11 protein-coding genes and 3 pseudogenes are annotated in these 14,274 nt (G+C 64.2%); 7 read left to right on the top strand and 7 right to left on the bottom strand.

Features of this window, described 5'->3' with window-relative positions; all coding sequences use genetic code 11:
• The first annotated feature begins 91 nt into the window (after positions 1-91).
• From IEZ09_RS01625 to IEZ09_RS01635, 3 genes are all read left to right on the top strand, one after another.
• Positions 92-556: a hypothetical protein gene (locus IEZ09_RS01625; RefSeq protein WP_229812156.1), complete on the top strand. Its 465-nt coding sequence runs from the start codon at positions 92-94 to the stop codon at positions 554-556.
• Positions 553-1,683, top strand: coding sequence for a tyrosine-type recombinase/integrase (locus IEZ09_RS01630; RefSeq protein WP_189251694.1), 1,131 nt, complete (start codon positions 553-555; stop codon positions 1,681-1,683). Before IEZ09_RS01625 ends, IEZ09_RS01630 begins: the two co-directional genes overlap by 4 nt.
• Positions 1,684-1,833: 150 nt before the next feature.
• Entirely contained in the window at positions 1,834-2,007 is a 174-nt protein-coding gene (locus IEZ09_RS01635) for a hypothetical protein (RefSeq protein WP_189251695.1), read from the top strand.
• 218 nt (positions 2,008-2,225) lie between these two features.
• Here the strand turns inward: IEZ09_RS01635 and IEZ09_RS46125 are convergent, their stop codons facing one another.
• The 3 genes from IEZ09_RS46125 to IEZ09_RS01645 form a co-directional block, all read right to left on the bottom strand.
• A complete protein-coding gene (locus IEZ09_RS46125) occupies positions 2,226-2,870 on the bottom strand; it encodes a hypothetical protein (protein WP_229812157.1) in 645 nt (214 codons plus the stop codon).
• Between the two features lie 93 nt (positions 2,871-2,963).
• A complete protein-coding gene (locus tag IEZ09_RS46130) occupies positions 2,964-3,503 on the bottom strand; it encodes a recombinase family protein (protein ID WP_229812158.1) in 540 nt (179 codons plus the stop codon).
• Between the two features lie 237 nt (positions 3,504-3,740).
• On the bottom strand, positions 3,741-5,336 hold the full coding sequence (locus tag IEZ09_RS01645; RefSeq protein ID WP_189251696.1) for a hypothetical protein: 1,596 nt from the start codon (positions 5,334-5,336) through the stop codon (positions 3,741-3,743).
• Positions 5,337-5,790: 454 nt separating this feature from the next.
• On the opposite strand from IEZ09_RS01645, the pseudogene IEZ09_RS46135 reads away from it, so the two are divergent.
• Positions 5,791-5,937, top strand: a pseudogene (locus IEZ09_RS46135) (IS5/IS1182 family transposase); the annotation flags it as partial.
• 326 nt (positions 5,938-6,263) lie between these two features.
• Here the strand turns inward: IEZ09_RS46135 and IEZ09_RS01655 are convergent.
• Positions 6,264-9,056 (bottom strand): annotated as a pseudogene (locus IEZ09_RS01655) (DUF4365 domain-containing protein); the annotation flags it as partial.
• Positions 9,057-9,120: 64 nt separating this feature from the next.
• On the bottom strand, positions 9,121-9,372 hold the full coding sequence (locus tag IEZ09_RS01660; RefSeq protein WP_189251699.1) for a hypothetical protein: 252 nt from the start codon (positions 9,370-9,372) through the stop codon (positions 9,121-9,123).
• Between the two features lie 262 nt (positions 9,373-9,634).
• On the opposite strand from IEZ09_RS01660, the pseudogene IEZ09_RS01665 reads away from it, so the two are divergent.
• A pseudogene (locus IEZ09_RS01665) lies at positions 9,635-9,775 on the top strand (lysine 2,3-aminomutase); the annotation flags it as partial.
• A 250-nt stretch (positions 9,776-10,025) separates the two neighbouring features.
• On the opposite strand, the gene IEZ09_RS46140 reads toward IEZ09_RS01665, so the two are convergent.
• The gene (locus IEZ09_RS46140) at positions 10,026-10,292 is read right to left on the bottom strand and encodes an integrase core domain-containing protein (RefSeq protein ID WP_308427921.1); all 267 of its coding nucleotides are present in this window, start codon (positions 10,290-10,292) and stop codon (positions 10,026-10,028) included.
• 20 nt (positions 10,293-10,312) lie between these two features.
• Entirely contained in the window at positions 10,313-10,855 is a 543-nt protein-coding gene (locus IEZ09_RS46145; RefSeq protein ID WP_229812159.1) for a helix-turn-helix domain-containing protein, read from the bottom strand.
• 659 nt (positions 10,856-11,514) lie between these two features.
• Here IEZ09_RS46145 and IEZ09_RS01675 point away from each other — a divergent pair.
• Both IEZ09_RS01675 and IEZ09_RS01680 read left to right on the top strand, forming a co-directional pair.
• Complete coding sequence (locus IEZ09_RS01675) at positions 11,515-11,922, top strand: hypothetical protein (protein ID WP_189251700.1); 408 nt, start codon at positions 11,515-11,517, stop codon at positions 11,920-11,922.
• Complete coding sequence (locus tag IEZ09_RS01680) at positions 11,919-14,033, top strand: hypothetical protein (RefSeq protein WP_189251701.1); 2,115 nt, start codon at positions 11,919-11,921, stop codon at positions 14,031-14,033. The genes IEZ09_RS01675 and IEZ09_RS01680 overlap by 4 nt, the downstream gene beginning before the upstream one ends.
• Positions 14,034-14,274 lie beyond the last annotated feature (241 nt).

The following is a 14,274-nucleotide window of genomic DNA, read 5'->3' on the forward strand; positions in this document are numbered from 1 at the left end:
ATGTCGCAAATTTGCGACGTCCACGTGGCAGGTGCTCAAGTCCACTTGAGCACCTGTTTTGCGTTTCCGTGCCACCTGCAGGTGGCGTTCGATGACCATTTCCTACATCCGCCCGATCGTTCCGGACCCCGCGCCAGGAAAAGTGGCGGCCACCTCCGCCCGCAGTGTTGGTCAACCTCTCCCGCTCATCGCCATCCCCGCATCGCGGCCGCCGCGGCTGACGAACGTGCTGTACCGGATGGCCGCCGTCGACCACCGCGGCCGCGTCGCAGACCGCCACATCACAGCCGCGTTGGACTGGAACGCCGGCACCCGGCTCAGCATTCGCGAACACGACGGCCTCTTGGTCGTGACCGCGGATCCGCACGGCGTCTTCCAACCCACCAAAGAGGGCTATCTCCGGCTCCCCGCCGACGCCCGCCGCGCCGCTGGCTTGGGCTCCGGGGACCGGGTCCTCCTGACGGCCCACCTCGACCGCCAGACGGTCACGGTGTTCCCACCCATCGCACTGGACCAGTTGCTGCTTCCGGCACTGCCGGGTGGTGAGGACGCATGACCGGCGCACCGACGCAGGCTGAACTGGACGCCGCGCGCCTGGTTCTCGACCGGATGGGTGTGACCGCCGAGGACCTGCTCAACTCGGTCAAACCGCCAGCCCCGACCTTTGCCGAGTACATCCCGGTCGTGGCCACAGCCGTTGGCGATGGCACCCGCCGCGCCTACAGCCCGTACTGGAACCGCGTGCTCGAGCAGTGGGCGGACATCTCGCTCAGCGACCGCACCCCAACAGATATCCAGCGGCTCGTCCAGCACATCAAGGCCAATCTCACCGTTCGACGTAACACCCGGAACGGCAACTCCGCCGCCGAGCACCTCATCGCCGCCCTGCGCTGCCTCTACCGCCACGCCGTCAACGACGAACTCATCGACGAACGTTCCAACCCCGCCGCCAAGGTCCCCAAACCCCGGCGACAGCCCAGCAATCGACGGGCGTTGTCAGGCAAGCAGATGGACCAGCTCAACGACGTCGTCTCGACGACCGGCAACGACCCCCAACTCGACTCGCTGATCATCCGGTTTCACACCGAAACCGCCGCCCGACGCGGCGGCGCCCTGGCACTGCGTCCCAGAGACCTCGACGAGGAGCAGTGCATGGTCCACCTCCGCGAGAAAGGCGAAACCTCCCGCTGGCAGCCCGTCTCCCCCACCCTGATGTGGCACCTGCTCCAGCACGTCGAACAGCGCGGCGCACCCATGAACGGCCGCCTGTTCCGCTACGCGGACGGCCGCCCGATCACCTACCACCGCTACGACAACCTCTGGAGCCGCGTCGGCGAAAACCTCGCCTGGGCGGGCAAGCAAGGCGTCAGCACCCACTGGCTCCGCTACACCACGCTCACGTGGGTCGAACGGCACTTCGGCTATGCCGTCGCCCGCGCCTATGCCGGACACAACGACACCAACACCGACGCGGGCAGCACTACTACCTACGTCCGCGCCACCCTCGAGGAGATTGCGACGGCACTGGCCGCGCTCACTGCGGCCGCGGCCAGGTCGTGGAAGACAAAGAGTGGTGCGAGCTCGAAGGAACCTGCCCGCTGGTCAGTGCCGTTGTGCCAGTTCCACAGCGCGACCAGGTCGGGATGCAGTGGTTCGGGCAGGCGCGAACTCAGCTCGATGTAGGCCTCCGGCGTCGCTCCCGGCCTCAACGAGGCGTAGGTGCCGGGGGCTTTGCGCTGGATGAGCTCGCCGAGTTCGGTGAGCCTTGCTCGCAACGCTCATCGCTATCCTCTGACCTCGATTTCGTCGATCAGTGTCCATGCGGTGCCGCCGTTGACGCGTACTTTGACGAACCTGGCGTTTCTCGGCGAGTCGAGGATCGACCTGTACACCTTCGTCTGCATGCGCGCGCTCACCGCCGGCGTGGTGATCGCGTCGAGTGAGACGAAGCCCGAGTTCGGCGAGCCCGACACCAGATATTCGACGCTTTCCGGGAGGAAGGCGTAGTCCTGTCTGACCTGGAACCACCGGCTGGTGATCTCCTTGATGGGCTTGCAGCGCCGAGGTCGATAGTGAACCGGTGTTCGGGCTGCTGCCCAAACGAACGGTCTACCGTGCTCCGAGCTCCGGCGGACGCTGCCACTCATCGCTGCCGGAGTAGTTCATCCACATGTCAAGGCCGTCGCCGCCCACCGTGACGAACCACGAGCCGTCGTCCTGCTTGATCAGCCGGCGAACCCTCTTACCCTCGACGAGCACAACAGCTCGAACGCCCACTCGTACCAGACCGGCTGCCGCGCCTCGGCCCACACGTGGAACACCTCGACGTCTCCGGCGGCCAGCTTCAACGCCAGTGGCCCTTGCGGCGATCCATCCTTGCCGTGCCACGTGACGACCGGCGGCGATCCCCAGTCCAGATCGATGCTGAAACGCCGGGGTTCGACGGAGGCACCACCGGTGCCGCGGGCCAGAATCGCACCGCGGGTCACGGGCACCGCGCGATGCACGTGCACAAGGATGTTCTCAATGACAACCGCTGCATCCACCCTTGCCTGCAAGGTGATCTTCAGCGGCGTCCGGTACGCATCGAACGCGTTGTGCGCGCGAACCCATGTCGACCAGGTGTCGCGATCGGGAGGGATCTGGCCGCTCAGCCGCAAAGGGTCGTCGATGTAGACGGTCTCGCCGACCCAGTCCGGCATTCCAGCCCAGATGATCGACCTGTCGCGCTCGCAATGCGTGATCAGCGGATCGACGTTCCAAGTTCGTCGCGAATGCTTCTCGAGCCAGGCGATGTGCGGGCGCACCAGAGCTCCGAGCGGCGCGCCGACCGCAACTCCCAGCAACGCGCCGACGATGAGCAGCTGCACCCTCCGACCCCACCGCCTATGCACCGGACTCGGATGTCGGCCACCATCAACAAGCCGATAGCCATGCGGTGGCCGACCACCCAGGAAACGCCCCTACAGCCGCGTCTGAGACCGCATCGCCGCCAGCACCCGCTGCCGCGCCCTCGCCACCTCACGCTGCGCCTGAGCACCCAGCAACACCATCAACGCCTCATGCACCAGTCTCCCGAGTTCCACTGGGCCGCCCGCTTCTGGCAGCCATACCTCGATGTCCAGTGCGTTCAGCCGAGCCACGACCTCGCGGAACTGATCACCGTGAAACGCACGTTCGTACTCACCGACTACAACTGCGTCGAAGTCACGATCAGGGCCCGCGGCAGCCGCCAGCAACGCCGTGGCTTCCGGACGGTCCAGCCACGACCACCGCCGCGACACGCCCACATCGAAGAACTCCGCGACGACAGAGCCGACACCCTCGATCAACTCATCCGACACGGCTCGCTGCCACGCACGCGACGTCTGCACATCCTGAAACGTGCTCGTCGACATCCGGCCGTAAAACGCAAAGCGCAGGCCAGGCTCCTCAGACGGTGCCGCTGGACGGCGACGTCCCGTCAACGCGGCAACCAGTTCGGCGTTCGTCAACGTGGCCACAGACAGCTCCCTCGGTCAAAACCGAGACCCAGCTGCCAAAGGCATCGTGACGACGTCCTGTCCATCTCCACCCGAACAGACCAAGAGCGAGCCACACTAGATATCGGGCCAGCTCCCCATCACGGCAAGCCAACCCAGATGTCACCTAACGGTGCAGCAGACCCGGCCGGCAGCCGGGCTAACGGTGTTTGTGGCGAATGCCGTTGCGTGCTTCGCGAGTAAGACAACAGCGGAGAGTCAGCTGGTCTTGCGGACCAGGTTGGTGTAGCCCGCCAAAGCGAGCGTGGCCAGACCCCACACCGCAAGCTGTACGCCCCAGATCGCCACGGTGAAGGCTTGCCCTCGTCTGGACGTGGTGTCGAGGTCACAACGCCCACGCACGCCAGTCGTCGCTAAGGGCAGGCCTCGGTCCAAACCAAGACCTACAAGTTCGACTGAAGAGCACGGCACTCCAGATGCGGCGGCCCCAGCGCCAGCAGGTAGAACACGTTCCGCGGCATGGTGGCCAGGGCGAGTGTTGACCTGGCCAGCCCACCACCCCATCGCCCCGGCCACGATGAAGACCAAGAGGAGGGCTGCCGCCGTACGGCGGGCTCGATAACCGTATCCGGCCAGCAAACCCCACAACCAATGGAACGAGCGGGTCAATCGCCCGGTGAGTGCATCAGGGCTGCGGCGGCGCAAGTCATCCTGCTGGGCAATAAGTATCCGGCGAACGTTGCTGTCGTGCCCGGCGGCCCGTTCAACAGCAGCCAAGCTCTGATAGGCCGAAGCGTGATACGCAGGAGTGTGGCAACGAATCAGATGCAGCCACTCCCGCCAATCCGTCCCCTGACCGAGAGCTGCGTACGAAAGACCGTCGAGTCGTACCCGTCGTAGGTGCTCACATGTGGCGCCCTGTCCACGATCAGGACAAACCAGGCCTGGTGGAAGCGACATCGTGGTCTTGACTTCCATCTCCCACAAGTTCAGCAAGACGGCACCAGGCTGAGCGACAACCTTAAGGTCAACCACTCCGCCACCGAACCCGTCGACACGGGCGCGAATTAGATTGACAATGCCATCCTCGTCGTCCCCGATGAGTCGGATACCTCCGCGTACGAATAGGAGACCGTCAATGTGAATGCGGCTGGCAGACACAGCAGGACCACCAGAGGCGGAAACCTCCATATCCTCCAGGTAGACATCGCCAGCGATGTGGGCGCCGGTTAGGTTGATTGCACCGCCTACGCCGCGTCCGGCAATCCTGCCTCCCCTACGTATGTACAGTCCGCCCTCGACGCGGATGTTGCTGGCGTTCAGAGCGACGCCAGACGGGCTAATGACCTCTACATCCGTCATCTCGAAGTCGGCACCGATATGGGCGCCGGTCAGGTCGACCGTCCCACGCTCACCAGATCCAGCGATCCGAACCCCATCCCACAGGAGCAGCGGGCCGTTGACACGAATGCCATAAGCGTCGATACCGGCGCACTGGCTGGCCTGGATCACCAGGTAAGGCAGCGTTGCGCACTTGGCCCGGATCTGCTTGTCAATCGCACAACCATTCAGCCACAGTCCCGCGACAGCGTGGACCATGTCGAGGTCTAACTCACCAACGATCCGCGCTCTCGCCAACCGCACTCCACGCGGGTCCAAGTCGCCACGGCGACCAAGTAGTAGTTCCCGGATCAGCTCAGCTCGCACCAGACGGCTGCGAGCCGTGCTGGCGGCCAGTCTGCCAACGTCCATCTCGCCGCAGTCCAACCAGTTCCCGTGGCAGGCAGCCTCAACGAGCTGCTGCTCACGGTCGGAAAGATCGGCAAGTAACTTAGTCGGCGCTGGCTCAGTCACCTACGGATCATGCCTGTATTCCAGGAGAGCCCGCAGGACTTCCACAGATCGCCGCCCTGATCACCGAGCCTCAGGCCGGGGTGCGGTCGCTGGCCGACATCGCGAATCCGGCGGCGGTGTGCGCCTACGTCACCGAGTTGGCGGAGGTCTCCAACGCTGGCGAGCGCTACGCCTAGTCCTCCGGGTGCCGCTGGCCACCTGGCCAGCGCTGAGCCGCACCTGTTGCCGCACAGAACGCAGGGGACTTGCAGGAAGGTGCCGAGTTGGAACAAGGTCACGTGCATGACGGCGCAAGCGAGACCCGCTGCGCCACAGCACACAACGCGTCAACCCGACGCTCACCAGCGCGTGCACACCAGATGCGAGACACACGGAAAGTGCACACCTAAGCCGCGACGTCGCCGATCACGCCGGGAAGTGCATCGTGCGGTCGGCAAGAAGACTCGACACCGTCCACAAGAGCGTCCGCGCACGGGTCGAGCACGCCATGCCGCACATGAAGTCCTGGAACATCCTGCGCAACTGTCGCTGCAAACCCGACGGCGTCTGGCACACCACCCGAGGCGTCGCCCAGATGCGCAACCTGGCCATGACGCCCTGAACGATCACGACGACAGATGATGTCGCTGCCACACCTGCCCGCCAAGAAGCTTGATCATTACGGGACAACCTTTAGCACGGGCACAACGGGAAAACAGCGGTTCCAATGATCTCGGAGACGAGTTAGGGCAAGGTCGTCATGGTCAGAATGCCAATGCGCTTTCACCGTTCTGCAAGTCGGCGCGACAACCCCCCTAACTCCTGTTCCCTGGGCACCATGGAAGGCCGCACCAGCCATCTTCACGGTCGCCACCGCGGTTCCAGGCCGGCACGGTCCTGCGTGCGGTGAAGCGCCCCGACCGCGAAAATCTCAGCGAGCACGCGTGGTCACCAAGAGGGCGCCGTGTTGCCATCGGCATCGAGCCCCAGAGTGAGCAGGGCGTCATCCTTCCGCGCCTGGGCCAGCGCAGCCCACGCCGACTCGCTCGAGCCGTACCCCTGCCAGTCCGACGTCATGTTCACCGCGCACAACGCCAGCCGATCGGCTTCGGCTCGGTTTCCTCGTTCGGCGAGCTCACGGCTGAGTTGCTCCAGGCCGTCAGAAGATCCCGCCTCGGCCGCGCGGTACGCCAGTACCTCCGCCTCCGCGAAATCTCCGCGTTTCGCGTGGTAACCGGCCAGCGTGGCGTACGCGTCGGCCACCTCGTACATCGTCCCTTCGAGGTCGTCGTCGGCGTGGCTCACGGCGACGTTCACCTCGGCGGGCTCCGGTTCGTCGCTGGGTGCGGGCCGCATATCCGTGTGGAGATAAGCGACCAGGTGTTCCTCGTCCAACCTTCGCAGAACGAATTCCAGCTCGCGTACGACCGTCGCCGAATGGGTCTGCGCGAACGCAGCCAGCCGGCGCGCGATCACTTCATGATCGTGGATGTCCGTCGGAGCGTGACCGAGATCGATTCCCACCTGGTCCAGGACAACCTTGATGGCAGAGGGGTAGTCACGAAGGCTGATCCGCGTCAGTGCCACCCGCAAGGCCTCCTCGACGCTCTTCGGCAGACCGACACGATCGAGCAAACGTGCTGCTTGCGGCTTTCTGTCATGCTGCGCCCACCGGTCCGCGAGTTCCACAGCCGCCTGCGAATGACCGGAGCCCAACAGCACGAGCGCCACTTCCTCCGCTTCGTCGTGATCATCCACCTCGTCCAGTTCGAGAGCGAACCGCGTCATCGCAGCGGCTCTCATGTGATCAGGCAGGCTGGCGACCATCGCTCGTGCCTCTCCTTGGTCTTCTATGGCACGCCATCCCGCAATCGAGACCACGGCCTTCCACGAGCCCAGCTCCACTGCCTTTCGCGCGAGCGCCTCAGCGCCTTCGCTGTCTCCTGCCCGTTCCAGGGTTGTCGCGAGTTCGTCGAGTGCGTCAACGTCGCCGCCTTCAGCAGCTTCCCAGAGCAGCTGTTGCACGAAGGGGTCGTGCTCGCCACCGCGTCCGCGACGCCACATCGCCAGCGACTTCAGTGCGTCCGCGTACCCCAGTTCCGCCGCGCGTCGCGCCAGGGTCTCCGCTTGTTGCCGCGCTCCCTTCCGCTCGCAGTGCATTGCGATCGCGTACAGGCCCTCGCCGCCGACCTCCGTACCGACCGCCTCGTACAACCGGGCGGCGATCTGCATTCGAAGCCGCGCCGCCGCGCTTTCCGCGAGTCTCACGCGGTTGTCGGTCCTAAGATCACTCTCCATCGCCGCGGTCCAGAAGCCCTCGGGTGGAAACTCGAATATGCGGCTCGTGCGCCCCTCTTCGTCGAGGACGTCGTCCAAGCGGTAGCCGAGGGCGCTTAGGCGCAGAACCGGTTCGCTGGCGACGCCGGGAGCGATGAGGTCCGCGATCGCTGTGCCGAACCACGACGGATCATCAGCCGACTGCTCGGCTTCCTCGGAGTTCAGGTAGCAGCGTGCCGCAGCGCTCAGGAAGTCCTCGGACAGGATTTCCTCATGCCCGAGGCGGCGGGCGTCCATGGCCGCGTGGATGATCGCCTGTTGTGCGGGGCAAGCGGTTTTATACCGGCGCAACAGCTCTGGAGCGCCGGCGAGGTACTGGGTGACGTTGGTGCCGGTCGCACGGTTCGCTGCTGCTGCGAGTAGTCGGTCCCCTGATCTCCGCGCCTCGGCCACCTCCGCGTTGGTGAAGGTGTCGGGAACTCTCACGTAGCCGCCCTCGATCAGTCGCCGGGCCGCGACCAGCTCGTCTGATTTCTCCGGTGCTGGTTTTGCCGTGATCTGCGCCCAGTACCGGTGCCACAGCGTCGCCATCACGAGCACCGGACCGCGGGTTTCGTCTGCCAGGAGCTCCCGTAGTGCTGTCGCGATCGCCGCTCGCAGAGAGGGATCCGGTTCCAATAGGTACCGCTGCGCCTCGTTGAGCCAGACCACCGTCCGCGGGCCCACCCGACCGAGCTCGTGGAGAAAACGCCTGGGCGGCAGCGGGTTCACCGCCGGCCACACCTGCCAGCCGGACTCGGCGAGGCTCGTCGTGGCGGGCTCCATCGGGACGGGTCGGTGCAGTGCCTCGTACAGAGCCCTGGTCTTTCCCGCTCCGGATATGGCGACGAGGACGGCGATCCCAGACTTGGCCTGGGGCCCCATGGCGTCTTCGAGCAGTTCGTTTAGCCGCGCGTCATGCGCACGGAACCGGTACTCGGAAAGTTCCAATGGCGTGTGAACGCTCGAAAGCGTGCCATGCACCTCCAGCGCACCCGCGTCGAGTTCGCCGATTGGTACTCCAACATGCCCGCGAGCCTCGAGCGCTGCGACCTCCGCCACTTCCCGCAGCGGCACCACCGCGGACGCGTCGAGCACGTGGGTGCTCGGTACCAGCAGCTTCCACCCCCGCTTTCGGCTCTTGATCAGAGTCGACGCCGAGACGTGCTGCCAATAGCACGTGGAGCTCTCGTTGTCGGCCAGCACGACGATGACCGGGATCGAATGGCTGAGCCAGTACTCGACGTGGTCTTGGTCCGGTCGGAACCACCAGCCGCCCTCGGCCGGGGACTCGAACCAGCTTCGGCCGCTCTTGATCTGCACGGCCAGAAGGAGACCGAGCGACTTGCCGTCTTCGACGATCTCGAAGTGTGCATCGATGCCGAGGTCTTCCTCTCCCGGCTCGCGGAACACCCAGTGCAGGTCCCGACGGCGAGCTCGGTCAGCGCCACGCCGACTCGACTGATCCTCGAACTTTCCGTACGGCGGGTCACGAAGCCGGCGCCGCTGCGACGGGCCGGCCGATCTCGGCCTTGGTCAGTTGCCCCGCGCGGTGGACGCAGCCGTCGTGGAACGCGATGCGTGCGTTGGCCGCTGTGCCGTTCCGCCAGATGCGATCAGCAGGCTCCGCGTCCCCCGCAGTGCGGATGCCGCAAGCGAGGGCGGGCAACCAGGTGCTCCCCGAGATGTCCGCAGAGCACTGTCCCTGCGCGATTCCGTACACGAGGATGATCTCAGCCACGCTCCGTAGTATGGCGAAACTTGGCCGTCATTACGGTGCACACCGCAATCTTGATCGCCTGAGGGGGCGCCTGGCGCTGGTGCGGGGTCGCCGTCCGCGCGCACACCTCGGTGCGGTGCTCACATCGAAGCTGGGAAGGTGTTCGCCCGCCCTGCCCGGAGGGCCGGTGCTGGTACGACCGAGTGCTCTTGAGCTCGCCGGCGCGCTGCCTCGTGGCCAAGGACAGCTTGGTGCTCGATTCGCAGTGGGCCTTGCTCGTAGGGACGTCCCGTACGTTGGCAAGCGCTGGGTCAACCAGCTCGCCGAATATGACCGTGACCAGGGCATTTCCTACTGGACGAAGAACTACCGCACCGGGATCGAGCTCGAAGATCTCGAGGCACTCAACCGCCGCTTCCCTTAATACCACCCGATCTTCACGCTCGGCAAGGCCGTGTGCATGCCGAAAACTACGTCCATGCAGCTCAAGGCGCATGGTGATACTCGTGGATGCCTCATCCGAGAAGATCACGTCGGTCTATGATGAGGCGTTAGGCTGAGGCCGGTCCTGCAGGGTGTGGCGCGCCAGCGAGCGATCGGCGGGCTCGGTGCTCGCTGTACTGTCGCTCGTACTCACGCAGCCCCGTGCGTGCCGAAAATTACGTCCGCACAGGTTAAGCGGCATGCCGATACTCGTGGAGGACTCCGCCGAGACGGTCCCGTCGAAGTACCGCAAGGCGTTCGCTCCGGTCAGTTCCAAGGGGCTGGGGCCGGGCTCGCAAGGGTGCTGCGGCGGCGAGGGATCGGTGGGCGCGGTGCTGGTTGTAGTGCTGCTCGTACTCACGCAGCGCGTGCCGTAGATGCGCCTCGTTCCAGATCAGTGTGCGGTCCAGGAGCTCGCCGCGCAGCGACTTGACCCAGCGTTCCATGACCGCGTTCATGCGGGGCACCCGCACGCCGCTCAGAATCGTCGGATCCCAGCGCCGACGAGGATCTCGTCGATCAGTGCCGGGTACTTGCCGTCGCGGTCGCGAATAAGGAACCTGATCCGCGCGACGTATCCAGTGTCCTCGAGGTCCATGAGCAAGTTTCGGATCGCCTGGGTGACCCAGGCATGGGTCGGGTGTGCGGTCGTGCCGACTACCCATACACGCCGACTGGCGTGGTGGATAACGGCGAGAATGTACTGGCGCTGACCAGCCAGCGTGACCGGCTCGACGAAGTCCATCGCCAGAATCGCCTCCGCCTGCGAACGCAGGAACTCCGCCCAGGTAACGGTCGTCCGGCGCGGGGCCGGATCGATGCCGGCGGTTTTGAGGATCTCCCACACCGTCGATGCGGCGATCGCGACACCGAGCAGCGTGAGCTCATCGTGGATACGTCGATACCCCCACGAGGGGTTCTCGGCCGCCAGGCGCAGGACAAGACGGCGGATCGAAGCGACAGTGCGCGGACGCCCAGGCCGACGGTTCACGCTCATGCAGACATGGCGGCGCGTCAGCAAAGTCGCGATGCCACCTCAGCACCGTATCCGGACTGACCAACAACCGGAGCCGACGCAACGTCGCACGGGCCAACGGCACAAGCAAGGCTGCGGAGCAACGCCCTGTCCTCAGACCGCAATAGTGGGCGCTGATCGCCGAGTTGCCGGTGCAGGACCGCGAGTTGATGGCGTAGCGCGAGGACCTCGACGTCCTTCCCACGATCGGTCATGCGCAGAAGCCACAGCGCGGCGAAGGCTTGAGAGACAGCGAGGTAGGCGAAGCGGACCAGCACGGCCGCGATCATGCCGGATGATGACCGTTACCCAACGATGCCCGTTGACCTGCACGGACGTATTTCCCGGCACGCACAACGCGGCACCAATGTCCCCTGCCAGCGATACGACGACGTTCCTCAATGCGACAGAGAATGGAATAACATTGCTCACTGATTCAGCTTCTCGACACCAGCCCATATGACCGTCCGAGTACTGGGCATGTCCAGCACGTTGGGTCAGCTCGAGACCTTCGAGAGCGAGACCGCTGCGGACAGCGCTCTGGAAGGCGCCACTCCAATCGCGGAGAGCCTGCCCCCATCGAGGGAACCGAATTGCACGCCGAGCGAGACCGCCCTCATCCTGGTAGCATCCGCACCCCATTTCACGCACCAGAGGAGCATCAAGTGACCTCGGTCAGAGTTTCTTTCGCCAGCGCACAGGTGGACGAGAACGCACACACCGCACGAGAGCTTCTCGACAGCAAGGGCATCTGTATCCAACTCGAACACGGCATCGAGCTCAGGGTGGCCCGCTGCTACTTCGAGCGCCATTTCGACCTTACGCAAATAATCGTGGAAGCCCTAGTCACCGTTCCCGTCGACGTGGCCGCCACCGCAGCGGCGGCTGCGATCGGAGGGTTCGTCAAACGTCGTTTCCGCGGAAAGGTGAAGCCGATCTCAGTCGAGACGGACCCCGACGGAAAGCTCAACACTGAGGAGCAGGAACAGCTGATCAGACTTCTGTTGGAGAGGCTGGAGACAGACGACCGCCCTGACGACACAGAGAACGGTGAGACCAAGGAGTCCGCGTGATCTTCGCCCGCGCGGCCGCACAGGTTCTCATCGAGCTCGGTATCGACATAACCGCCTTCGAACATGATCCGGCCAACAAAGAATACCGGAGCCGGGTTCACGACGCGTTCTTCGGCAGGCCCGATGATCACCCACCCGACGAGCATGTCGTCGCGGAGGTGCTGAGGCACGAGCAGAGGTCCGGTCACCACCTGTTCGACATGTCGAACCTGGGACCGTCCTTCGCTCAGGGGGATATCGCGACCACGTTGATGCTGACCAGACAGACCAAGTCCGCTTTGCTGATGTTCAAGAAGATCTTCCTCCGGCACATCGATTTCTCAAATTATATCGAGCGCCTACTGGTCGTCGTACCCAGCACTCACCAGGACGCGTACGTTCACCCGTTCCGCGACCAGCGCTACATCGTGCTGCCTTACGGACTCGTTCAGGCCTTGGAGTTCGTCAACGAGACTTTCCTCATCTCTGATCTTTTCAAACAGTACGGAGACGACGACGGCTTCGACAGCTTGGCTATGCCGGTTGTGCGCCAAGTCAACGAGTTGAGGCATGGCGTACTGGAGAACGCGCGACACACACCGGTCCTGTTTCCCTCACTCGCGGCTGCGCTTTCCAACCTCCAACTGCTCGACGCCCTGTGCAGCCGCACGTTCGCGACATTGTTCGTCGTCGCACACGAGGCCGTACACGCTGAAGAACGGCACGATGTCCTGTTCGACCCGCTGAACGACGCTCATCCCGCCGCGGCAACGGTGCGCATGTTCGTCGAAGGCTGGTCGGTATCACCCGGCACCGCGTTGGAGCTGAGCACGGACGAACGTGCCTACTTCTTGTTCGACCCAGTCGGCGCATGGACAAACATGTCAGCGGCGATCGCCACATACTTTCTCATGCTCGGCAAGGCGCGCTACCGCGACAAGGAGAAGCTAGCGGTGGTGGGCGCCCGTGTGCGGAACCTGTCCGACCACCACCTCGGAAGCGGTAACGCGGCGACGTTCGGCGTTGGCGGAGTCATGATCGCCGAGATCGAGAAGTTGTTCGACAAGTGGCTCGGTGCGGAACGCCCCAAGCCGTCTGATGACTACAAGGCGTGGTGGCGCGAATACCTGTACCTAGGCCCGAAGGTTCAGCGCTACCTCATGACGAAGATCGCGACGGCAATCCAGGAGAAGAAGTTCCCGACGCCGATGTCCACCGCGCTTGCAAAAGATCGTCCCCTGCACGACCCGTTCGAGTTGCACCGCGAACCCCCTTCGCTGACGAAGGTCGACGACGCGCTCGCGGTGCTGACGCAGAAGCTCGACCAACTGAGGCCCTCAACGGGGTCGCCGATCGAGGAAAGGGCGGCGTTCGCGGCCGGGCTTGACGGGGTGTCCAAACTAGCGGCCGGGCTCGGCCAGTGGGACGTGGCCATCACGTGGTCAGCTGAAGCCGTGCAGCTGCTCAGGGTGCTCGCTGCCGAGGACCCACAGAGGCTCACCGACATGCTGGGGCTCGCGCTGATCGGCTACAGCGCGGTGCTCAACATGTCGGTACAGGATCCCAAGGAGAAGCAGTGCCGTCAGACCGAGATCGTCCGGACGACTCTCGAGGAACTCAGGACGGACATCACCAAGGGCATGATGCTGATCGCCGAGAGGTTCAGGGCCGAATTCAGGATCGAGGAACGGCTGTCCACTTGTGCTGAGGCGATTGAGATCTTTCGCGAGTTGAGCGCGAAACACGGCTCGACCGATGATCTGCGCAATCTCATCGGTGCACTCGGCAATTACGCCGGTGTGCTGCTTGACGATCACCGGCACGACGAAGCTGAAGCGGCTGCAGAGGAAGTGGTGCAACGTTGCCGAGAAGCAATCTCTGACATCAGCTTTCTGCCAGATCTCGCACGATCGCTGTACACCGCGGCGTTCCTGATGGCCAAACGCAAAGACGGTACCCGGAAGGCGGAAGCCGTTGCAGCGCTGAAGGAATCCGGAGCCTTGTACGTGCGGCTCGTGCTCTCCAGTCAGGGCGATCATCTCGGGGTGTTGACTGAGGTGATCAAGCTCCTGGAAGAACTTGGCGAACCGGAGGCAGCCGCCAGATTCATCAGGGCCGTGAAATCACGCTGAGACGGAGCCAGGAAAGCGTGCAGGAATACAGACTGCGGATCGCCCGGCTAATCGCCGACCAGCCGGGCGATCACCCCCAGGTTATGAGGCGAGCGGAACATCACCTCCGAGCCCCACAAAGACTTTCCGAGTAGCCCTCGTGCGGTGTGTGATCAACTTCGGTTGGCCAGGTGGTGCGTCCGTGTTCGTGGTGCAGTAGGACCACTGCAGCGGCGACGATGCTGTGCGTGCTGAAACTACG

This window comes from Lentzea flava, assembly GCF_014648475.1.
Taxonomy (GTDB): domain Bacteria; phylum Actinomycetota; class Actinomycetes; order Mycobacteriales; family Pseudonocardiaceae; genus Lentzea; species Lentzea flava.

Bases quoted from the DNA above. Each gene is read 5' to 3' on its own strand.
- IEZ09_RS01625 (WP_229812156.1), top strand. From the start codon at position 92: ATGACCATTTCCTACATCCGCCCGATCGTTCCGGACCCCGCGCCAGGA.
- IEZ09_RS01630 (WP_189251694.1), top strand. From the start codon at position 553: ATGACCGGCGCACCGACGCAGGCTGAACTGGACGCCGCGCGCCTGGTT.
- IEZ09_RS46140 (WP_308427921.1), bottom strand. From the start codon at position 10,292: ATGAACGCGGTCATGGAACGCTGGGTCAAGTCGCTGCGCGGCGAGCTC.